This window comes from Acinetobacter sp. MD2(2019), from assembly GCF_035615615.1.
Lineage (GTDB): Bacteria > Pseudomonadota > Gammaproteobacteria > Pseudomonadales > Moraxellaceae > Acinetobacter.
The window spans coordinates 15,156-38,365 of sequence record NZ_VTDU01000017.1; the positions used below are offsets into that span (position 1 = coordinate 15,156).

General features: G+C 40.4%; 14 protein-coding genes. 9 read left to right on the plus strand and 5 right to left on the minus strand.

Features of this window, described 5'->3' with window-relative positions; all coding sequences use genetic code 11:
- Window positions 1–63: 63 nt before the first annotated feature.
- From I2F62_RS09610 to I2F62_RS09630, 5 genes are all read left to right on the plus strand, one after another.
- Entirely contained in the window at window positions 64–1,155 is a 1,092-nt protein-coding gene (locus I2F62_RS09610) for an AAA family ATPase (protein ID WP_324626800.1), read from the plus strand.
- Complete coding sequence (locus tag I2F62_RS09615; RefSeq protein WP_324626801.1) at window positions 1,155–3,725, plus strand: DUF5682 family protein; 2,571 nt, start codon at window positions 1,155–1,157, stop codon at window positions 3,723–3,725. The genes I2F62_RS09610 and I2F62_RS09615 overlap by 1 nt, the downstream gene beginning before the upstream one ends.
- Window positions 3,722–4,906 carry a VWA domain-containing protein gene (locus I2F62_RS09620; protein ID WP_324626802.1) on the plus strand — a complete coding sequence of 395 codons (1,185 nt, stop codon included), beginning with the start codon at window positions 3,722–3,724 and terminating at the stop codon, window positions 4,904–4,906. The genes I2F62_RS09615 and I2F62_RS09620 overlap by 4 nt, the downstream gene beginning before the upstream one ends.
- Entirely contained in the window at window positions 4,903–7,059 is a 2,157-nt protein-coding gene (locus I2F62_RS09625; protein WP_324626803.1) for a hypothetical protein, read from the plus strand. The genes I2F62_RS09620 and I2F62_RS09625 overlap by 4 nt, the downstream gene beginning before the upstream one ends.
- 114 nt (window positions 7,060–7,173) lie before the next feature.
- Window positions 7,174–10,962, plus strand: coding sequence for a DUF4132 domain-containing protein (locus I2F62_RS09630; protein WP_324626804.1), 3,789 nt, complete (start codon window positions 7,174–7,176; stop codon window positions 10,960–10,962).
- 361 nt (window positions 10,963–11,323) lie between these two features.
- On the opposite strand, the gene ssb is transcribed toward I2F62_RS09630, so the two are convergent.
- The 4 genes from ssb to I2F62_RS09650 form a co-directional block, all read right to left on the minus strand.
- Window positions 11,324–11,923, minus strand: coding sequence for a single-stranded DNA-binding protein (ssb, locus tag I2F62_RS09635; protein WP_324626805.1), 600 nt, complete (start codon window positions 11,921–11,923; stop codon window positions 11,324–11,326).
- A gap of 51 nt (window positions 11,924–11,974) precedes the next feature.
- A complete protein-coding gene (locus I2F62_RS09640; protein WP_324626806.1) occupies window positions 11,975–13,339 on the minus strand; it encodes an MFS transporter in 1,365 nt (454 codons plus the stop codon).
- Window positions 13,340–13,471: 132 nt separating this feature from the next.
- Window positions 13,472–14,548 (minus strand): DUF475 domain-containing protein, encoded by a 1,077-nt coding sequence (locus I2F62_RS09645; protein WP_324626807.1) that lies wholly within the window; start codon window positions 14,546–14,548, stop codon window positions 13,472–13,474.
- A gap of 121 nt (window positions 14,549–14,669) precedes the next feature.
- Window positions 14,670–15,011 carry a GlpM family protein gene (locus I2F62_RS09650; RefSeq protein WP_324626808.1) on the minus strand — a complete coding sequence of 114 codons (342 nt, stop codon included), beginning with the start codon at window positions 15,009–15,011 and terminating at the stop codon, window positions 14,670–14,672.
- Between the two features lie 228 nt (window positions 15,012–15,239).
- Here I2F62_RS09650 and I2F62_RS09655 point away from each other — a divergent pair, with 228 nt between their 5' ends.
- The 3 genes from I2F62_RS09655 to omp33-36 all read left to right on the plus strand — a co-directional run bounded on the left by I2F62_RS09655 (window position 15,240) and on the right by omp33-36 (window position 19,930).
- Window positions 15,240–15,614 carry a hypothetical protein gene (locus I2F62_RS09655; RefSeq protein ID WP_324626809.1) on the plus strand — a complete coding sequence of 125 codons (375 nt, stop codon included), beginning with the start codon at window positions 15,240–15,242 and terminating at the stop codon, window positions 15,612–15,614.
- A gap of 167 nt (window positions 15,615–15,781) precedes the next feature.
- The gene (uvrA, locus tag I2F62_RS09660; RefSeq protein ID WP_324626810.1) at window positions 15,782–18,613 is read left to right on the plus strand and encodes an excinuclease ABC subunit UvrA; all 2,832 of its coding nucleotides are present in this window, start codon (window positions 15,782–15,784) and stop codon (window positions 18,611–18,613) included.
- 429 nt (window positions 18,614–19,042) lie between these two features.
- A complete protein-coding gene (gene omp33-36, locus I2F62_RS09665) occupies window positions 19,043–19,930 on the plus strand; it encodes a porin Omp33-36 (protein WP_324626811.1) in 888 nt (295 codons plus the stop codon).
- Window positions 19,931–20,117: 187 nt separating this feature from the next.
- Here the strand turns inward: omp33-36 and ettA are convergent, their stop codons facing one another.
- Window positions 20,118–21,779, minus strand: coding sequence for an energy-dependent translational throttle protein EttA (ettA, locus tag I2F62_RS09670; protein WP_324626812.1), 1,662 nt, complete (start codon window positions 21,777–21,779; stop codon window positions 20,118–20,120).
- A 488-nt stretch (window positions 21,780–22,267) separates the two neighbouring features.
- Here ettA and I2F62_RS09675 point away from each other — a divergent pair, with 488 nt between their 5' ends.
- A complete protein-coding gene (locus I2F62_RS09675; RefSeq protein WP_324626813.1) occupies window positions 22,268–23,158 on the plus strand; it encodes an SDR family NAD(P)-dependent oxidoreductase in 891 nt (296 codons plus the stop codon).
- Window positions 23,159–23,210 lie beyond the last annotated feature (52 nt).

The window sequence follows — 23,210 nt, forward strand, 5'->3', positions numbered from 1 at the left end:
TGGTGATCTTGGCTTTTGCCTGCTAGGATAGTTTTATTCGTCCAAATATTTTACTCAATGATCATGAAAGAGAATTTACAGAATCAAATTAAATATAGTTCAGAACAAAAATATCAAGTAGAACTTGAACGTTTAAAAGAACAGGATCAGCATAGAAAACCAGCAGGTTGGCAACTTTCAGCGTATGCGGTGCGTTCATTTATTTTAGGTGATCACAAACTTAATATTCAGAAAAAGTTTTATGGTGATGATGCACTGGTTGACCGTGCCTTAGTCACATTAATGGGAAATCAAGGGTTAATGCTGGTAGGTGAACCAGGTACAGCTAAATCCATGCTTTCAGAACTATTCAGTGCAGCCATTTCTGGAAATTCTCATCTCACCATACAAGGAACTGCAGGTACCACCGAAGACCACATTAAATACTCTTGGAACTATGCCCTATTGTTGTCAGAAGGTCCTACCGAAAAGTCACTGATTCCATCACCATTATTTCACGCCATGAAAAATGGTCAAATTGCACGGTTTGAAGAAATCACCCGCTGCCCACCCGAAATTCAAGATGTTTTGGTGTCATTACTTTCAGAAAAACAAATGATGATTCCTGAAATGGGACAAGATTTTAACTTAGCGGCAACACAGGGGTTTAATATCATTGCCACCGCTAACTTACGTGATCGTGGTGTGCATGAGATGTCTGCCGCATTAAAACGCCGCTTTAATTTTGAAACGGTCAAAGCGATTCGTGATCGAAATTTTGAAATTGAGTTAGTTGGATTGCAACTAAAACAGCAGCTTGCAGAGCTTTATCATGAAATTCAAATTCGCCCACAAATCATTGATTTATTAGTTACTATTTTCAATGAATTACGGACAGGACAAAGTCTACAAGGTGCAAGTTTAAAAACACCCGATGCGGTCATGTCTACAGCCGAAGCGGTAAATATCGCCCATGCAGCAGGACTTCAAGCCATCTATTTAAGTGATGGCATTTTAAAAGCAGAGCATATTGCACAACAGCTGATTGGCGTCGTCTTTAAGGATAATCCGGATGATGCCAAACGCTTGCGTTATTATCTGGATACCGTCGTAAAAGAACGGGCACGTAAAGATGCCGATTGGAAAAGCTTTTATGAAGCCAGTCGAGAGTTTTAATGATGCAACAACTGGACCCAATCGTGGTCATTGATGAAATGCCCGCACGATTAAAACAAGCATTTCACCTTAAACAACAATTGGCACAGCAAAATGTGTTCTTTGCTCCTATTCGCCATCATAGTCCAGCCTGTGCGTTTGCTTTAAAACAATACATCAATGAAATCAAACCCACACATATATTAATTGAAGCACCGATCAGTTTTGAATTCTTGATCCCAAGCTTACAAGAGCATGCCACCGAACCGCCAATTGCGATCTTCGCGCAAGCACAATCTCAACACAACGCATCCCCGCCCCACTCACAACAGGATGAACAACAGCAACCCGATCAATCTCAACCTGAATTTTTTTCTGCCTATTTCCCTTTTTGTGAATATTCACCAGAATGGGTGGCAATTCAAGAAGCAAAACAACAACATGCAGAAGTTCAGTTTATTGACTTAAATTGGGCTCAGCAAAGCAGTTTGAAAAGTCAGCAAAAGGATGCTGACTGGCAACAAAAAAGTTTGATGTCTGAGCGATATTTTGCACATAGCCAATATATTCAGAAGCTTGCTGAACGCATGCATTGTCGCAATCATGACGAACTGTGGGATCATTTATTTGAATTACAAAGTGCCAGTCAACTCAAACAAGCGCAAGAGTTTTTTGATGATGTCTTTGTGTGGTGCTCATTGGCGCGTTTGGATTATGAACGAGAGGTTCTCTTACAAGAAGCTTCTTTACACCGTGAAGATGTAATGTGGAATTGTATCCAGAAGGTAATTGCCCCCAAACACAAAGTTTTAGTGGTGACAGGTGGCTTCCATAGTATTGCCTTAATTGAAAATTTGAGTAATCCCGCTCAGGCTGAACGCTTTATTGTGCAAGACTCAACTCAAAATTGGCAAGAACAAGCATGGCTGATTCGTTATAGTTTTGATCGTCTTGATGCCCTAAATGGTTATGCTTCTGGAATGCCATCACCAGCCTACTATCAACACCAATGGCAAAAATTAAATACTCAGAGCACTTCAACAGCGGTAGACCAACAACAAGATTTTTTTCAGTATTTAAATGAATTGTGCCATTTTTTAAATCAAGAAAATGCGCTTGATGTTACCCCTTATATTGCACTTAAAAATACCGCGGAAATTGCATGGCAATTGGCGGTACTGCGTGGACACAATCAACCTAGCCGTTACGATCTACTCGATGCATTACAATCTGCACTGATCAAAGGTGAAATGGATGATGGTCAGCAACACTTATTTACCCATATCTTTCAATTTTTAAGTGGTCAACGACTTGGCAAAGTTGGGGAAAATCAACATAGTCCAGCCTTACTGCAAAATACCTATCAACAAATTAAGACTTATCGCTTTAATCTCAATGACACTATTTTACGTCAACGAAAACTCGATATTTATCGCAAACCATTACATCAAGAAATCAGCCAATACTTACATTTATTGGAGTTTGTCGGCTGCCATTTTGCACAACGTATTTCAGGACCTGATTTTGTGCAAGGGGCAAGCTTGGATCTTTTATTTGAGGAATGGCGTTATGCATGGACACCTAGTGTTGAGGCACGCTTGATTGAACTGGCTGAAATGGGTAATCAGCTTGAACATATTGCTTTGATTAAAATGCTCAAGTTGCAGCAAGAAAATGAACAACAAGGTATGGGGCAATCTGCCTTTGAAACGGCGAAACTCTTGGCTCTTGCCTGCCGTTTGGGATTGAAACAGCATTTAAAACTGTTGAATCAGCAACTCGATGGATATCTTGAAAGCGATCAAAACTTGGCTTCAGTCATTGGTGCAGCACAACAACTTTACTATTTATGGCATGGTCGCAAATTACTTAAGCTTCCGGAACAAATGCTATTAAAAAGTTTAAGCTTTGCGGTCTATCAAGCCTGTTTTTTACTTGATCAACTTTATGATACCCATGAAGAAAAAGTTGAACACAACCTGAAAAACTTAAAAAGTTTACATAAGCTAATTTTAAACATCCGACAACAGAAGATGCCGCTGGAACATCATGTATTTAAAACGCAAGACTTAGATCTATTGAATTTGATGTATGAACAGATTGATCTAGCAAAACTAGATGTATTCCATCTGCATACATTGAAAGGTGCGCTCCATACTTTACAGTTTTTAGATCATCGCATTGAGCAGCAACAACTTCAACAGCAATTACAATTGGCTTTTGCCATAGGAAGTTCCCCTGAAGACTCAGTCCAGTATTTACATGGCATGTTTTTTATTGCACCTGAAATATTTGTACAATCAAAAGTCGCCATTGATGCATTACATCAATTGGTCAGCCATTGGACTGAAGATACCTTTATTCAGATTTTGCCTGATTTGCGTTATATCTTTAGCCAACTGACACCTAAACAAAGTACACAAGTGTCTAAACTTATCGCCCAAACCACAGGGCTTGGAAATGACACCATTCTGGATCAGGTATTGAGCCATATCAGTGAGCAAGATGTTTTACAAGGCGTTCAACTGAATCAGCAACTTTATAAAATATTTGCATACGACCATTTAGAACATTGGGCAGCAAACTCATGAACCAATTGCCTCCTGAACAAAATCAACATGATGACTCAGACACCCATATTTCGCTTGATGCAATGGATCAAGCACGCCGCTGGCGTCTAATGTTGGGGCGTTATGCAGATCAAAATTTATCTGCGGCGAAGCTCTCTGGCGAGCAATTAAAACTTGAACGTAATCTCGATTATCTCTATCAAAATGAATATAAACGGCGTGGCATTCAACAAGGTAAAAACCGTCATGGGGGTTTAGAAGCTTCCCAATTAAATGCAATTAATTGGCTGAATCAAAGTCGCAAACTTTTCCCAAAATCGACTTTTGAACGCATGCAAAAACAAGCAATTGAACGTTATGAATTAACCGAGTTATTTAAACATCCTGAACATGTGCGACAACTTGAACCCAATCCAGCTATCGCCAAAGCCTTACTGAGTATGCGTGGTCGTTTAAACAATGAGATGAAAGACGCGATCCGAGAGCTGATTCAAAAGGTGGTTGAGGAATTACTTCAAAAAATTCGAGCTCAATTTCTACAAGCATTACAAGGGCGTCGTAATCGTTTCAAACGCTCGCACCTAAAACAAGCACAGAATTTTGACTGGAAACGCACCATTCAATCCAATTTAAAAAACTATCAGCCTGACTTACAAAAACTGATCATTCAAACACCTTATTTTAATGCCCGTGTCCAAAAGCATTTACCATGGGAAATTGTGCTCTGTGTGGATCAAAGTGGTTCGATGATGGACTCAATCATGTATGCTGCGATTTGTGCCAGTATTTTAGCTGCACTGCCTGCGGTAAACATCAGTCTGGTACTGTTTGATACTCAAATTGTCGATCTCAGCCATTTGGCACATGACCCTGTGGAAATTCTACTCACCATGCAACTTGGGGGCGGAACCAATATTGGGCAGGCTCTACAATACTGTCAAAAGAAAATTAAACAACCTCATCGCAGTATTCTAGTTTTGATCAGCGATTTTGAAGAAGGGGCTTCTGTTCAACAGATGTTAAATACCACCAGCCAACTCAATCAACAAGGCTGTAAATTACTTGGGCTGGCAGCACTCGATCAGGCTGCCAATCCCGTTTACGACAGCAATATGGCACAACAACTGCAAGAGCGTGGTATGCAAATTGCCGCAATGACACCTGAACATTTAGCAACTTGGTTTGCAGAGGTCATGCAATGAGTTGGCAGATATACATCCAATATGATGAAGACAGCCTAATTATGCACAGTAATGCAGGCTTATTAAGACGAGCACGAAAAGCCCTCAATGGCGTTGAATTACTTCAACAAAATTCCGATCAACTGTTATTTCACGTTGAAGAGTGCGAAGTTCAGTTGCCGATAAAAGGCATTACTCAGGCACAATGCAATTGCCCTGCCCAAGGTTGTTGCAAACATATTTTAACCAGTATTTTATGGCTTCAAGAAAATGTCTCGCACGTTTCAACCATGGACAGTTCGCAAGAGCGTTCATCCGATCATGCGCCTAAAAATTCGGCTGAAAGCACAACACAGCAACATAGCTCTTCAGATGCTATAAAAATCGAGCAAAATACTAAATCTACAAAAGAAAAACTTTTAAACTTTGACCCAAACAAAATTCAAAAGCAGGCAGGTAAAGCCAATATTCGTCTAGCTTATGAATTTATTCAACATTGGTTAGCACAACCCAAACAGTGTCAGATCGACATTCAAGCCAATAAAATTTCTTTTCAAACCGATTTAAGCCCTAATCCTGTTCTACTCTACCCTGCCACTGGATTTGAAGGCATCTTATCTGAAATCCATGATAAGCAAAAAATTGCGGGGCATTTAGCCTGTGTTGCTTATTTTTTTTTACAATATGCACCAGAAAAATGGCAATGGTCGATCGAGTTAGACCAACAACAAAACAATCCGAGCCAACAACTTGCTTTGGATGATCGAGAGTTCATCGAAGAACTTAAAACAATGTGTCAGAACTTTATTCAACAAGGTTTATCTCATCTTGCCAAAGAAAACGTGATGTCACTGCATATTTTAAATATGCAAGCACGCGCACAAAACTTTCCTCGACTAGGCAGTTTATTGCGTACCCTACATGGCACAATGCGGCAATTTTTAGAGGAGGATATACAGGTTGATGAACAACAACTTTTTAATCAATTGGCGCATCTATATGCATATTTGACGGCCCTTTCAGAAATTGAGTCTTTAAATCCAGAGTTGCAAGCAGATGCTTTAGCGAAGCTTCGGGGAGTGATAAAACGTGATTATCAAAATGAAACCATTGCACATTTGATTCCACTGGGTTGTGAATGGTGGACTACCGACAGCGGTGCGCATGGTTTAACGGTGTGTTTTTGGGATGTGTCTGAACAACAACTCAAAGAAGTCACCCAAGCCCGAGCCAATCATTTAGACCGCACATTTGATATGCATAGTGCAGCCCTTACAGGCATTTGGGGTAGTTCTTTAAGCTTTTTGCTGCAACACCAACTGGAAATGACCCACGCAAAATCGAGTTCAGAGTGCCAGCTTAGTGCAAGCACAGAGACGCGCTTTTTACAAAAAGGCGCATTCAACCAGCTCAGCATTTCTGACTTGGATCAGATGAATATTGGTGTGTCACAATGGCAAACCTTACAAGCGATGCTTGTCCCATATTCAAGTTTAGAACAACTCAAATCACGTTATGTTCTGTTGCGCCATCGCAGTATCAATGCACCCGAGCTGAACGAGCTTGAACAATATTTTGAGTATCGCGTAACAGACCAAGAAAACATTGCGTTGAAATTAGTGATTCCAATCGAACCAGAATATCGTGTTCGAATTAAACATCTGACCCATCTTATTCAAAATGAAAAAATCCTTGCAACCTTGGTGCGTATTGAAACAACACAACAACAGCTGCAATTCATTCCATGTAGCGTGATTTTGCAATCTGCCAAAGGATTAAAGATTTTTAGTCTCGACTATGACCATCCAATACAAAAGAAAAGTAGTTTGGCTGAACTCATCACAGGGCGAATTGAGAAGCTCCTAGAACAAAAAAAACAATGGCAAAAGCAAAAACAACTGTCTGCTTTAGATCTGCTCATTGTAGAAACGCAAGCATTACTTGAATTTTATGCCAATACAGGTCGTTCTCAATTTGATCGTGATGATCAAGTTAAACTTAACGAACTTGCCCAACAATTTGCTGACTTAGGTTTAAGTTTTATTCGCAACACATTACAAATGGGTTCTGCTCCAGACGATCTTGCAACGCAACTTTTAAAATGGCGACATGTTTTATTACAACTACAACGTTTAAATCAAAGAATCGCTTTAGAAGGACAAGTTACGTCGTGATAAATTAGTTTTAGTCTTTAAATGGATGGTATTTTTCTATAATTTTACTGAACAGCCAAACGAAGTATTAAAGACCTTATAAAAGCAACATGCAGTTGATCAAAAGGATTGTATATGTTAAATCAACTTTTTTCCAAAATAGAATCTCTATTTTCCACGCCAAAAGATAGAAGTATTCAAGAACAACAAACAAAAGCTGAAAAGCTTTATCATATATTTAGTCCTTTAGCTGTGATTGAAGAGCAACTCGACCAAGAGGTTGTTTTATTCATTTTGGATGGTAAAAATCCCGAAATTCTGATCAAACTACAACAATACCCTGATGAAAAAGCCCTGCTTTTATTGGGTAAACCAGGTACATATGGCTGGTATTGGCCTCAAAACAATCAAACCTTAGATAAAAAGCAAAATAAGCTAGCTGAATTAGCATTAAAACGTCGTCGTGACTATTATGGTGAAATTTTTGATCAATTAACATTTGAGCAAATTGTCCGCTTTGCCAAAGTGCTTGAAGCTGCCAGCCAGCAAAAAAACTTCACCAATATTTATGAAAAAATGCCGTCTTGGTTTATCTATTTCACTGTGGATGCCTTGATCACTACTTTTGAAAGCCAGCATTTTAGTGAGCGTGATCCAAATAAATTATTGAAGAAAAATTGGACACAACAAAAACTGGTTGATTTACTTGAAAGTGAACAGCAAGGTTTAGGACTAGAACTGCTACCGTATTTGTTTGAGCGTCAAAATATAGACAGTTATCATGCCAATAAATTAGAAACACTATGGGTCTTAAAAGATACTCAAGATTTTATTCTTGAACGCCTCGAGCAATTAAAAAATACCATTCCCAATCTCAGCATTGTCGGACAGGAAAATTTTTTAGAGTATATTGCTCAACAACCTTCGCTAATCAAACAGATACCGGACTTAATTGTAAAACTTGCAATCGGCAAGTCTAAAACAATTCGTACCAAGGCAACCCGTTTACTGAGCAATCTGAATGCCGAAGATAGTCAAAAATATTTACAGCACAGTTTACTCGAAGGCTCTAGCCAAGAACGTGGTTTTTCCGCCGACTTATTGGCACGTTTAGGTGCAGACAATCTTGCTGTTTTAGAACACGCTTTTGAACAAGAAAAGCAAAAGTCCGTACAACAAATTCTACAAATGGCAATACAACGCTTAAGGTCTGTTGATAGTGCACAACATCAAGAAAATATTGAAATTCCTGAATTTAAACCCTTTATCGAACAAAAAATTCCACAGCATTTTTCTGAGGTTATTTTAGAAAATTATCAACAACTTTTGGCAAAAGCTGAGCAGAATGCGCTTAATGAAATCGAAGAAAATAAAACCGCCAACTACAAACGCAATTGGGCACAAGACCAGCTGAAAAACATAAAAAAAATAACTCATGATGAATTATTAGCCCTTGTCGATCAATTGAATGGGGATGCCCCCCTAAAAAACGTCCAGTATCTAGAAAATATTATTACGTACCAGAATAGATATAAGAAATATCCTGAATTTTCAATTACGCATGCCGCTCGACTTCTTTCTAAACGAAATCGTAACTGGATTGATTGGTCCTCTTTATTTGACATGCTACGTCCAGAAGAATACGCCCAATATGAACTTCGTCACATGGTTCAAACTTTAGAATCCGCACAGTTTATCAATGCAAAGCGCAAAGTGGCTAAAGGCATGTTGTTGTCTTCATACTACTCTGGCAGTTTGCAGGATTATATTTACGATGCAGATAAAATTTGGCCCTTCTTTGCGGAAAATCAAGACTACTTAACAGAAGCATTAGGGCTATCTCCATCACTCGAAGAAAATGAATATCAACGTTTTACCCCTTCTGATGCAATTTTTGTCTTGAAATGCTTCCCTTCATTGCCAACTCAATTTATTCCACGCTTATTGGAATTTGCCTTAGGTGAAAACAAACGACTGCGTTATGAAGCGCAAGAAACCTTGCAGCACCTGCCTGATATTCATCTACGTGCCATTGAAGCCTTAGATTCAGGTAAACAAGAGATTCGAATTACCGCCATTGAATGGCTGGCACGTTTACAACATCAAGATGCTGTTCAACCACTGAATACACTCTTAAAGAAAGAGAAAAAAGAAATTGTCCGTGCCGCACTACTCACTGCACTGGAAAAATTAGGCCAAGATATTAGCGCCTACCTTAAACCTGACGTCTTACTCAAGGAAGCGCAAACAGGTCTTAAAGGCAAACTATCAACCAGCTTTACATGGTTTGATTTTGAAACTTTACCAAAAGTAAAATGGAAAAATGGCAAAACGGTTGATGCTGAAATCATCAACTGGTGGGTAATTTTGGCAGAAAAGCTGAAAGAACCCAAAGCCAATGCATTATTGCAGCGTTACATGGGCTTAGTCGATGAAAAAGACCAAGTACAACTGGCAAACCATTTATTACATAGTTTTATTCATCAAGATACGTTGCAAACCCCTCTGGATGAGGCAACACAATACGCAACCCAGGAAGCACCGAAGCGCCTGAGTTCTTATCGCGATAGCTATAAACGTTATGGTGAAAAATATCCTGAATATTATGCCAAATACGGCTCCATCACGTTAGAAGAGGTGACCGAAGAAATTAAGCGTGAACGTTTAGGCATCTACTTAGGTTCTGCAATCAAAAGTAAAGGGATGCTTTCACTCACCGCCCATGCACAAGGAAGTTTTGCAGTCAAACAACTGCAAAACTATATGAAACAGCACTACGCTCGTCGCTCACAAATTGAAGCAATGATCCATGCGTTGTCGGTCAGTAATGATCCGTTGATTATCCAGCTGTTGCTTTCCCTTTCTCGCCGTTATCGTACTGCTTCCGTCCAAACCCTTGCCAATACGTTAGTGGCTGAAATCGCAGAACGGAATCAATGGACCAGCGATGAATTGGCGGATCGTACCATTCCAACGGCGGGCCTAGATGAAAATGGTGTATTACAACTGCACTATGGCTCGCGTCACTTTACTGCAATTGTGGACGATAAAGACAAATTCATTTTAAAGAATGAAGAAGGAAAAGAAGTTAAAACCTTACCTGCTGCGCGCCAAAATGACGATGAAAGTCTGATCAAAGAGGCCAAAACCCTGTTTAGCACCAGTAAAAAAGAGTTCAAACAAGTCGTGGATATGCAAACGGGACGTTTGTATGAAGCCATGTGCAGTGAACGTCAGTGGAATGTGGCGGAGTGGCAAGAGTACATCTTTGCACATCCAATTATGCGTCGTTTGATTCAACGTCTAACTTGGCTTGAAATCAAACCCGATGGTGAAAAAGTCAGTTTTAGACCCAGTGATGATGGTGCACTATTGAATTTAGAGGATGATGAAATTGAGCTGAGCCCAGACAGTAAAATCCAAATTTCACATGCCGTTTTGGTCGGTGAAGATGAAGCACAGGCGTGGCTTGCACACTTCAAAGATTACAAAGTGAAATTTTTATTTGAGCAAATGACACATCATTTACCTCAATTTGAAGATAAAAACGCCACTGAAATTAATGATCACAAAGGGTGGCTCACCGATACCTTTACCTTGCGTGGAGTGGTCACCAAGTTAGGTTATCAGCGGGCCAGCATTGAAGATGGCGGTTCATTTGACCGATATACCAAACCATATAAGCAATTGGGCATCGATGTTGAAATTACCTTCAGTGGCAGTTATGTGCCTGAAGAAAATCTTCCCGCGGTACTTTATGAATTGGCGTTTAGTAAAAAAGGCAGTCGTTCTTGGAACAGTAATGAACTTCCAATCAACGAGATTCCACCCATTTTATTGGCAGAAAGCTATGCTGATTATTTAAAAGTCGCGGCTTCAACATCAGGATTTGATCCTGAATGGGAAAAGAAAACACCGTGGTAAGCCATATTTCTTTGTCGTTCATTTAACAAATCATTGCAAGAAACCGTCTATAACCAGTTATTGTTATAGATGGTTTTTTATTAAGCCAATCCATTTAACTCAATGTTGCAAGCTCACCATCAGATAGCCCGGCCCAATCAAATTTCAAATATTCAATCACCTCCATTTTGTATAGCGCATTTACTATTTTAGCCAAAGTCTGTCCTTTCATCTTGATATAAAAAAAGCCCAATCAGAATTGGGCTTTTTCTTTTATTTGACACTTTACAGAACTATTTCTAGAATCTGTAAATCTTTTATTTAATTTATTGTTAAATAATAAGAATATTAAAATTTAACAAAAGATACTCTCAGGTGTGTCTCAGAACGGTAAATCATCATCTAAATCTGCAGGAGGCGTTGCAGGCTGTGCAGGTTTCGGTGCAGCAGCTTGGTTAAAACCACCGCCCTGTGGTGCATTGTTGCCATAGCCACCTTGATTCGCATTATTATTAAAGCCACCGCCTTGATAACCTGTGTTTTGTGCATAACCATTGTTGTTATTGCCTGAAAAACCACCTTGGTTATTGTTGTTAAAACGAGGTTGATTAAAACCACCGTTTTCAGCTTGGTCACCCTGATTATTACGGTTCGAGTCAAGCATTTGCATTTGCTCGGCACGTACTTCGGTGAGGTAACGCTCTTGTCCATTTTGGTCAGTCCATTGGCGCGTGCGCAGTGAACCTTCAATATACACTTTTGAACCTTTACGCAAATATTGCTGTGCAATTTCACCTAAGCGGTTATGCAACACAATACGGTGCCATTCTGTTTGTTCTTTTCGCTCACCGCTGTTTTTATCTTGCCAAGATTCGCTGGTTGCAATTGAAAACTGCGTTAACGACCCGCCATTGGGAAAAGTTTTGGTTTCTGGATCTCGACCTAAGGTACCGACTAAAATAACTTTATTTACACCGCGCATTGTCTACTATCTTCCTATATGTCTCTATGTTTTACTTTATAAGAGTTCTACTTAAATGACTAGCTCTTTACCGAACAAGTGCGTTAAATGTTGTCGCCCTTCTTCATTTAATTGCTTTTTATCGACTTTCACATAAGCAATCTGCTGATCAGGCATGACGACGACTTCTTCAATACCATGAATTGCCAGCAGTTGAACAGTCCATTCGTCAGTTTGTTTTGACTCAGGTAATCTTAAAATCACTGAAGATAAATAACGCGGTTGTTTTAAGCCCAAACCAATCAATAACCATACCACGGCAATCAGGCTTAAAATCCCCCATCCCATTTCAGTGTTATGTAGCATTAATAACTGACCGCCCAATGTGCCACCAAAAAAAGCCCCTAAAAACTGCGCGCTGGCATTAACGCCCATGGCCGTCGCTTTAGATTGAATGGGTGCAGCTTTAGATAACCAAGACGGCAATAAAGCTTCCATGACATTAAATGCCACGAAGAATAAACCGAGCCCAAGTAAAATAATATATTTAGAATGATCGCCAAAAATAAGGGTAAGTAACCCTAAAACGACACCCGTAATGGCAAACAGAAAAATGCCGCGCATTTTGCGATATTTTTCCGCAATAATAATACTTGGAAAAGACAGCATCACACCAATTAACAATAACGGTAAATACACCATGCCATGTTTAGACAATGGAATGCCTGCATAGGCAATTAACTGTGATGGCACATAAATAAACATAGCGGTAAGCAACAAATGTAATGCAAATACCGAAACATGTAAGCGATTTAAATCAGGCATGTTCAATACAGCTTTTAACTGCGGTAAATAGCCTTGCTGAAAATTACGATGATGACGTGTGGTTTTTGGCACTAAAAACAGCATAAAAATGGCACATAAACCCATAATGGTGGTGACCCAAAACAGTCCTGAGATCCCCACTAAACCCGTAAGCCACGGCCCTAAACTAAACGCCACCACAAAAGATAAACCAATGCTCATGCCCATAGCGGCCATGGCTTTAGAGCGTTGTTCTTCACGGGTCACATCGGCAAGTAATGCCATCACCACCGCAGAAACTGCGCCAGCACCTGCAATGGCACGACCTAAAATCACCCCATAAATGGTATGGGACATGGCCGCAACCGCGCCACCTAAAGCAAACAGTAACAAGCCAATCACCACCAATGGTTTACGGCTAAACCGGTCAGCCCAAAGGCTAAATGGTATTTGCAAAATAGATTGGCTTAAACCATACACACCCACAGCCAAACCTAACAACGCAGGCGTTGCATATTGATATGATTGTCCTGCAACTGAAAAAACAGGAATAATCATGAACAGCCCTAACATCCGTAATGCAAAAATGCTACTTAAGGCAAAGGTAGAGCGGCGTTCTAAAGCATTCATCATATCAATCTAGGTTCTCTAATATTTTAAATCATCAAATCAGGCACACTTTTTACGCTATTTTTGCGCATAAAAAATGGGGTACGTATATTGTACCCCACCATTTTATACATTTTCCTGAAAATAGGCTTAATCTTATGACGCTTGCGCTCGATTATATTGTATCGATGCAATGACCGCCCAAACAATAAAGGTTACACCGACCAATCCAGTAACCACTTCTGGAATATGTACACCCGTGCCACTTGCCAACATAATCATTGCCAAAGCACCAATGGCATAATGCGCACCATGCTCTAAATAAACATACGCATCTAAGGTGCCTTTTTCGACCAAATAAATGGTCATCGAACGGACAAAAAACGCACCAATGGCAAGGCCGAGCATAATAATCACCACATCAGAAGTTATGGCAAATGCACCAATCACACCATCAAAACTAAATGAGGCATCTAAAACTTCTAAATATAAGAATCCACCCAAGCCGGCTTTAACTACGCCAGTTGCTGCGCCATGCGCATCGTGAGCAATGGCTTGCCCGTGTTCGTCAATTTCAGGTTCACCGCCCAATAAATGCCCAATGACTTGCACACCAATGTAAATCACAATGCCCCAAATGCCCGCAGATAGTACGGCAAGACGTAACATTTCGGGGATAAAATGCGTCATCAGCAATAAAGCCACCAAGGTTAAAAAGACCGACATGGCAGGCACATTGGCCAAATTTGCCACGCGCTTTTCTAACCATTTAAACCAATGGGTTTCTTTTTCGGCATCTAAGAAAAAATTTAAAAAAACCAAACTTAAGAACGCACCACCAAACGCAGAAATTTGAGCATGATGCTCAATTAAGTGCATGGAATAGGTTTTAGGATCGTTCAAAGCAAGATGCACCACATCGAACATGCTCATGTCTGCGGTCACCGCCACAATGACAATGGGAAAAACCAAACGCATACCAAAAACGGCAATTAAAATACCCACGGTTAAAAAAATCATTTTCCAAAAATGATTCCATCCACGCAAAATTGAGGCGTTCACCACGGCATTATCAAAAGATAGCGAAACTTCCATAATCGCCAAAATTGCGGTTAAAGAAAGTGCTTTAAGCATGGTCGCAATGCCTGCATCTGGGCCATGGGTATATCCCCAATACGCCGAAATCGCTAAACAGACCAGCGAAAAAAAGATGGAAAATCGAAAGTGCTTCATCTTTACATGCGCCTATTTTTATCAAATCAAAAAATCAGCGCTATTATGCGGCTTTTATGCATAAATAAGGATAGTTTTCTGTATTTTTATAGTCTCTTTCAACACGCTGTATTTGCAGTCCTTAATGCTGAAATAATTGCCAGCCATACAGCAATACCGCCGCCGCCATCACCCATGCCAACGTTGCCGAACTTAAACACGCCAATACCGACATTCGCGTTGCCAAAAGATACACTGCAATTAAATACACTGCATACGGCAATAACGACCACAGCCCAAACAATGCCGTTTTTCGTAACGCTTCAGCGCCTTGTTGCTGAAATACAATCGCATGGGCAATTAAGGCAAAGGTCGGAAACAAAGGCACCAAGCCTGCAATATAAAAGGCTTTGCTTTTAGATAAAATTGAAATCAATAATACGACCAATGCACCCAATACGCATTTCAGAAATAGCCCCAGCACACCTGTTCACCCCAATCATTCAAGCTTGAATAACATGCCATAAATTTTTAATTTGGCGTAAATTATTTTCACATTCCTGTAATTAAGACCGCACTTGAGCAATCTGATAAAAAAAGCCACGCAAAAAAACTTGATTTTTAGCCTAAAATCGAACATGCTAAAAAGATAATGATAATCTTTACCATTTAGATCATTCCATATTGGTTTAACTTTTGTCAGAGAAATGCGATGCAATATGATACTCACGGTACTGAAGCCATCCGCGCCATGATGACGCTGCGAAAATGTTGGTTTGTCAATGAAGAAATCTATATCAATCAAGGCTGTTTACACTGCGGCTCAGCAGCAACCTATTTAATTTATTTTAGTAATCGGCACATTCAAGACTTAATGCTCGGTTTTATCGCTCAATATAATTGCAACCATCCCTCACGTGTGGATTTATTAGACATTGAACACTTTGCACAAGATTATGAACAATTTTTGTCGCAACTTGAACAAGCCGTCATTCATTATGCGTTCCACTCGGGAAAACAACCTTGTCAGCTTAAATTTGAACAGGTCGACTCTATTTTTGAACATCAATTTTCAATGGCCTGTTAAAACTTAAAGCCTCAGGCAATTAAGTTGGCCTTTACTCCTCAGCACAGCATTTATGCTGTGCTTTTTTTTATCCTAGCATTTTTGTATCTGCCTAGCCTTTTGGCTGCAACTGCATATACACTAGATTCTCTGATTTTCAACTCATTCAATTATAGGATTGTTTCGCTATGAGCCTAAGTCATATCCGTATTCGAGGTGCACGTACTCACAATCTAAAAAATGTGTCCCTCGATATCCCACGCGATAAGTTTGTGGTGATCACGGGGCTTTCAGGTTCAGGCAAGTCATCACTGGCATTTGACACCTTATATGCCGAAGGGCAACGCCGCTATGTCGAATCGTTATCGGCGTATGCACGGCAATTTTTATCACAAATGGAAAAGCCCGATGTCGATGCCATTGAAGGACTTTCGCCAGCCATTGCCATCGAGCAAAAATCAACCAGCCACAATCCACGTTCTACCGTTGGCACCATTACCGAAATTTACGATTATTTGCGCCTGCTCTATGCACGAGTCGGCACACCGTATTGCCCTGAACATGACTTGCCGATGGTGGCGCAAACCATTTCAGAAATGGTCGATGCGGTAAAAGCCTTACCTGAAGGCAGTGCATTAATGCTACTTGCCCCTGTGGTGCGTGAACGTAAAGGCGAATACAGCCAATTATTCCAACAATTACAAGGACAAGGCTTTGTTCGTGCCCGTGTCGATGGAGAAATTATCGATATTGATACACCACCTGAACTGGATAAAAAGAAAAAACATACCATTGAAGTAGTGGTTGACCGCTTTAAAGTCCGTGACGATTTAGGCAATCGCATTGCCGAATCCTTTGAAACCGCCTTAAAACTGGGCGGTGACTTAGCTATTTTAGCGTGGATGAAACAAGAACAGCCCGAACGGATTTTCTCAGCCAAGCACTCATGCCCTGAATGTGACCGTGCCGTTGCCGAACTTGAACCACGTTTATTTTCCTTTAATAATCCTTTTGGCGCCTGCCCTGTTTGTGATGGTTTGGGCACACGCAGCCATTTTAGTGCGGAAAAATTAATTCCGAATCCGAGTTTATCACTACAACAAGGTGCCATTCGCGGTTGGGATAAACAGCGTCCGTACTATTTCAGCATGCTGCAAAAAATCGCCGAGCATTATCAATTCGATTTAACAGCGCCATGGAATACGCTTGACCAAGACACGCAAAAGAAATTTTTATACGGCACAGGCAAAGAAAAAATTGATTTAAGTTATGTCGATGAACGTGGCCGAAATCATAAACGTATTCAAGCCTTTGAAGGTGTACTTGCCCATTTAGAACGGCGTTATCGCGAAACCGAAAGTAATTATATTCGAGATGATTTAGCACAGTATTTATCCAATGCCGCCTGCGATGCCTGTGATGGCTCACGTTTAAATGCGATTTCTCGCCACGTTCGGGTCAAAGACAAAACCATCAGCCAAATTACCCAAATGTCGATTGGCGATGCAGAACAGTATTATCAAGATTTAAACCTCGATGGTGCAAAAGGTGAAATCGCCGACAAAATCTTTAAAGAAATTCGCGAACGCTTACACTTTTTAGTTAGTGTTGGCTTAAATTATTTAAGTCTGTCGCGCTCTGCCGAAACCTTGTCGGGCGGTGAAGCACAGCGGATTCGTTTGGCTTCGCAAATTGGTGCGGGTTTAATGGGCGTCATGTACGTCTTAGATGAGCCATCCATTGGTTTACATCAACGCGACAACGACCGCCTATTACAAACCTTAATTCGACTACGCGATTTAGGGAACACGGTTTTAGTGGTTGAACACGATGAAGATGCCATTCGTGCTGCCGACCATATTATTGATATTGGCCCCGGTGCAGGGGTTCACGGTGGGCAAGTGATTGCAGAAGGCACTGCCAAACAATTGGCAAAAAATAAAGCCTCTTTAACAGGACAGTATTTATCGGGCAAACTTCAAATTACAGTGCCGGAACGCTGCACCCCACCCGACCCAAGTAAAAATATTCGACTGTTGGGTGCATCAGGCCATAATTTAAAAAATGTGAACCTCACCTTGCCACTTGGGGTCATGACTTGCGTTACAGGCGTATCTGGCTCTGGAAAATCAACATTAATTAATAAAACGCTGTTGCCACTTGCCGCAACGGAACTCAATGGTGCAACCACGCTAAACGTAGAAAAATACCAATCTATTTCAGGTTTAGAACATTTAGACAAAGTGGTAGATATCGACCAAAGCCCGATTGGGCGCACGCCACGTTCCAATCCTGCAACCTACACCGGATTATTTACCCCAATTCGGGAATTGTTTTCACAAACCCCTGAAGCCAAAGCGCGCGGCTATAGCGCAGGACGTTTTTCGTTTAATGTCAAAGGTGGGCGCTGTGAAGCCTGTGAAGGTGATGGCATGATTAAAGTTGCTATGCACTTTCTGCCCGACATGTACGTGCCTTGCGATGCTTGCCACGGCAAACGTTATAACCGTGAAACACTAGAGGTCGGCTACAAAGGCAAAACCATTTCAGATGTGCTGAATATGACCGTTGAAGATGCCGCAGAATTCTTTAATGCTATTCCGGTCATTTATCGCCGTTTAGATACCTTAATACAAGTGGGGCTCGGCTACATTCGCCTTGGACAAGCCGCAACAACACTTTCGGGCGGTGAAGCACAGCGGGTGAAATTGGCGCGGGAACTGGCTAAGCGTGACACAGGAAAAACGTTATATATTTTGGATGAGCCTACAACAGGACTGCATTTTCACGATATTGCAAAATTACTCGATATCTTGCACGAGTTACGCAACAAGGGAAATACCATTGTGGTGATTGAACATAATTTGGATGTGATTAAAACCGCCGATTGGATTATTGATTTAGGCCCAGAAGGTGGCTCAGGCGGTGGGCAAATTATTGCCGAAGGTACCCCTGAACACGTCGCTGAAAATCCCCTTTCGCATACAGGGCATTTTCTTAAACCGCTATTAACCCGCTAAAAATTAGCCTTTGGCAGTACTGCTTGGTACTGCCCATATGCACCATAAAAATGCAATTTAACACAGCATAATATGTGAATACGTCTCATTTAACCAGTCACAGTCACAATTTTTTTTAATTTGAGGACCTTAGATGAGAAATAAAGTCTATTTTTTATTCAAAAAACCGCCACTAATAGACCATTTTTCAACCATAAAAAACAGAAATAAAATTCAATTTAATGCAATTATGGATAAAAATCCATTTTTCAAAAGGCCTTAAAAAAATAACAAAAACAATTAAATAAAGCCTGGATTTTATTTTATGTTAAATTTTTGTGAAAAATAAATACAATTTTGAAACATTGTAATGGTGTCAATTTTGTTGACTTAATATTTTGTAACAATAGAATAGTCCGCATATTAAAAAGGCAACTTTGGAAACAAAAGATGAAAAAAATCGGTTTAGCTACTGCTGTATTATTCGCCATGACCGGTGCTCACGCATACCAAGTAGAAGTGAAAGGTCAATCAGAGTTTGTAAACACAACTCAAAGCCCGAAAAACTTTACTGGTGACCTTCAAGGTACTTACTACTTTAAAGATGTAGACGCGTCTAAAGGTCCTTTAGCAGAAGCAGCTTTTTTAAACAAAGCATCTAATGTGTCTTTGGCTTATCATTACGATAAATATACAACACCTAATTTTAACTACCAAAACAACACTGGTGGCGTAAAAGGTGAAGCTTACTTCACAACACCATATACAGGTTCAGTACCACTTTATACTAGCGCATCTTACAGCCATACTAACTTAGATGGTAAAGATGGTGCTGAAGATCTCCGTGGTGACCGTTATGCAGTTGAATTGGGTGCAGAACCAACTCAAAACTTCTTAATGGCTGTGGGTTATACAAATAACCATAACGCGTTAGATGCATTTGATATTGCAGATAACGGTATTGCATCTGCTGTTGTTAAAAACAATGCAAGTGCTGAAAAACATAAAGATTTCGCAACTGCACGTGCAAAATATGTTGGCGCAATTGACAATACAAACATGGCGATTGGTTTTGAATTAAAAGGGATCTTTAACAACGATGCAGGCGCATACGGTTTAAAAACTGACCTTTATTTAAACCCAGCACTTAGCGTAGGTATGGCTTATACAGATACATCTGATATGAATTCATACTACGACCACGTTTGGGGCGGTAATGTAAACTACTTCATTACACCAGCAGTTTCTGTTGGCGCAACATATACCAAAGCAAATGCAAAAACTGATGAGCTTCCTGGTATTGAAACTGTTGGCTTAAACGCAAAAGTACGTTTCTAATCTATTAGAAATACACTTTAAGGTTTAATCCTAAAAAGAAACCCTACTTCATTTAAAGTGGGGTTTCTTTTATCTAAATTTGAAGAAAGCCACATAAAAATACATAGGCTAAGCGTCACTCAGTGCTTTGAACTTTCATCAAAATAAAAAAAAGGCCAGCAGTTGCTGACCTTTTTTTATGTGCAGATTAACCACCAATTTTACGATATTTTTGACGCTTAGTTACAAGGTCATCACCATCACGTTTACGACGATATTCTTCAAATTCAGTATAGTTACCGTCAAAGAACTCTGGTGTTGGACCTTCAAATGATAAGATGTGCGTTGCAATACGGTCTAGGAACCAACGGTCATGCGAGATCACCATTACAGTACCTGGGAAGACTAAAATTGCATCCTCAAGTGCACGTAACGTTTCGATGTCCAAGTCATTCGATGGTTCATCAAGTAAGATCACGTTTGCGCCCATTTGCAGGATTTTCGCAAGTTGTAAACGGTTACGCTCACCACCCGACAATTGACCTACGCGTTTTTGCTGATCTTGACCTTTAAAGTTAAAGCGACCGATATATGCACGTGATGCAATTTCGTATTCACCGATACGTAGGATATCTAAACCGCCAGAAACTTCTTCCCAAACCGTTTTGTTATTATCCAATGTGTCACGAATCTGACCCACGTAAGCCACTTTCACTGACTCACCAAGCACCACAGAACCTGTATCTGGTTGTAGCTCGCCGGTCATCATACGGAATAATGTCGTTTTACCTGCACCATTCTCACCTACAATACCCACAATTGCCGTTGGTGGTACGGTAAAAGTTAAATCTTTATACAGTAAACGACCATCAAATGATTTGCTGATACCTTCCACTTCAACCACTTTATTGCCCAAACGTGGACCAGGTGGAATGTAAATTTCAGAAGTTTCGTTACGTTGTTGGAATTCACGCGAGTTCAGCTCTTCAAAACGCTCCATACGCGCTTTGTTTTTCTTTTGCTGACCTTTGGCATTTGAACGAACCCATTCAAGTTCTTTTTTCAATGCTTTGGCAAAAGATTCTTCTTGCTTGTTCTCTTGCTCTAAACGAGCATTTTTCTGCTCTAACCAAGACGAATAGTTACCTTGATACGGAATACCCATGCCACGGTCAAGCTCTAGAATCCACTCAGCCACGTTATCCAAGAAATAACGGTCATGCGTAATCGCAACAATAGTACCAGTAAAGTCTTTTAAGAAGCGCTCTAACCAAGATACAGACTCTGCATCCAAATGGTTAGTTGGTTCGTCAAGTAACAACATGTCAGGTTTAGATAACAGCAAACGACACAATGCCACACGGCGGCGTTCACCACCCGAAAGCAAAGTCACATCCGCATCCCAAGCCGGTAAGTTTAGTGCGGCAGCCGCTTGATCCATTTGGTTGACAATATTATGTGCATCCCATGAATGGATAATGGCTTCTAACTTTTCTTGTTCTTTGGCAAGTGCATCAAAGTCAGCATCTTCTGCTGCATATTCAGCAAATACTTCGTCTAAACGCGCCAAAGCATCTAAAGGCTCACGTAAACCATCTTCAACGTTACCACGCACGTCTTTATTTGGATCAAGTGGTGGTTCTTGCTCAAGATAACCAATTTTGATCCCCGGCTGTGCACGAGCTTCACCTGAGAAATCTTTGTCCACGCCCGCCATAATCCGGAGTAAGGTCGATTTACCCGCACCGTTCAAACCAAGCACACCAATTTTTGCACCTGGGAAAAATGATAAAGAGATGTCTTTTAAGATTTCGCGCTTTGGCGGAACCATTTTCGACACTCGGTTCATCGTATAAATATATTGGGCCACTCAGGACTCCTCGAAATAAGAAAAGCAAACCATCGCAAAATTGCGACAAAATTTTGCCTATTATACGCTGAAAAGTTCCTATTCTTGAAGGTATGTTTTTGGAAGATCGTTATCCTCTCGATAAATGGCCAAAATACGCCAGCACTGACGTTTTAGGGTAAATATAAGATTGCCAAGAAACAAAATCGTACAAATTCAAATCACTTTTTTGACTATTCACTGTGCAAAAAAAGCATGCTATATATAAAATATGCGTTAAAACTGTACGCAGGGATTACTAAAGCAGAAACAGCATTCACGCAGTCATGTTGACCACAGCACAACCACGCGAAACTGTGACAATGTAATGGATGAGAATACCCTTTTAGATGTTTGATTTTGCATCAATTTAAACACTATCACGCTGTATGTTTGCTCAGAGAGCGCATAACTTGCAGTACAATTAAAGTTAAGTTTCGGACATTGTCCATCAAGATCAGGAAAAAGAAGTGAACAAAAAACTTGAACAACGCTTTCAAGAAACGGTTGCAGGAAAAACCATTTTAGTCACGGGTGCATCGAGTGGTATTGGCCTCACTGTTTCAAAAAAACTTGCCCTTGCTGGTGCCCATGTTTTATTGGTTGCCCGAACACTTGAGAATTTAGAAGACGTGCAAAAAGACATTCAGCAGCACGGGGGCCAAGCATCTATCTTTACTTGCGACTTAAGTGATATGGATGCCATTGATGCCACATCAAAGCAAATTTTGGCAGAAGTTGAACATATTGATATTTTAATTAATAACGCAGGACGCTCTATTCGCCGTGCGGTACATGAATCGCTCGATCGTTTTCACGATTTTGAACGCACCATGCAGCTCAATTATTTTGGCGCAGTTCGACTGGTTCTGAATTTACTGCCGCATATGATTCAGCGTAAAAATGGGCAAATTATTAATATTAGTTCCATTGGTGTTTTGGCCAATGCAACCCGTTTTTCGGCATATGTTGCGTCAAAAGCCGCCTTAGATGCCTTTAGTCGCTGTTTATCTGCCGAAGTACATTCACATAAAATTGCGATTACTTCGGTGTATATGCCTTTGGTACGCACCCCAATGATTGCACCCACTAAAATTTATAATTACGTTCCGACGCTTTCACCAGAGCAAGCAGCCGATTTAGTCGCTTATGCCATTGTGAAGCGTCCGAAAAAAATTGCCACACATTTGGGTTATTTGGCGTCATTAACCTATGCCATTGCCCCTGACATTAATAACAAACTCATGTCGATTGGGTTTAATTTATTTCCAAGCTCAAGCGCTTCGGTTGGTGGCAAAGAAGAACAACTTAATTGGATTCAAAAAGCATATGCTCGCTTGTTCCCAGGCGAACATTGGTAAAACTAAAAACGCCTCTATTTAAGAGGCGTTTTGCTTCATACTCTAATGATTT

Coding starts and splice junctions, on each gene's coding strand:
- I2F62_RS09655 (WP_324626809.1), top strand. CDS start 15,240: ATGCAATATGATACTCACGGTACTGAAGCCATCCGCGCCATGATGACG.
- omp33-36 (WP_324626811.1), top strand. CDS start 19,043: ATGAAAAAAATCGGTTTAGCTACTGCTGTATTATTCGCCATGACCGGT.
- I2F62_RS09630 (WP_324626804.1), top strand. CDS start 7,174: ATGTTAAATCAACTTTTTTCCAAAATAGAATCTCTATTTTCCACGCCA.
- I2F62_RS09640 (WP_324626806.1), bottom strand. CDS start 13,339: ATGATGAATGCTTTAGAACGCCGCTCTACCTTTGCCTTAAGTAGCATT.
- uvrA (WP_324626810.1), top strand. CDS start 15,782: ATGAGCCTAAGTCATATCCGTATTCGAGGTGCACGTACTCACAATCTA.
- I2F62_RS09610 (WP_324626800.1), top strand. CDS start 64: ATGAAAGAGAATTTACAGAATCAAATTAAATATAGTTCAGAACAAAAA.
- I2F62_RS09620 (WP_324626802.1), top strand. CDS start 3,722: ATGAACCAATTGCCTCCTGAACAAAATCAACATGATGACTCAGACACC.
- I2F62_RS09615 (WP_324626801.1), top strand. CDS start 1,155: ATGATGCAACAACTGGACCCAATCGTGGTCATTGATGAAATGCCCGCA.
- I2F62_RS09625 (WP_324626803.1), top strand. CDS start 4,903: ATGAGTTGGCAGATATACATCCAATATGATGAAGACAGCCTAATTATG.
- I2F62_RS09645 (WP_324626807.1), bottom strand. CDS start 14,548: ATGAAGCACTTTCGATTTTCCATCTTTTTTTCGCTGGTCTGTTTAGCG.
- ssb (WP_324626805.1), bottom strand. CDS start 11,923: ATGCGCGGTGTAAATAAAGTTATTTTAGTCGGTACCTTAGGTCGAGAT.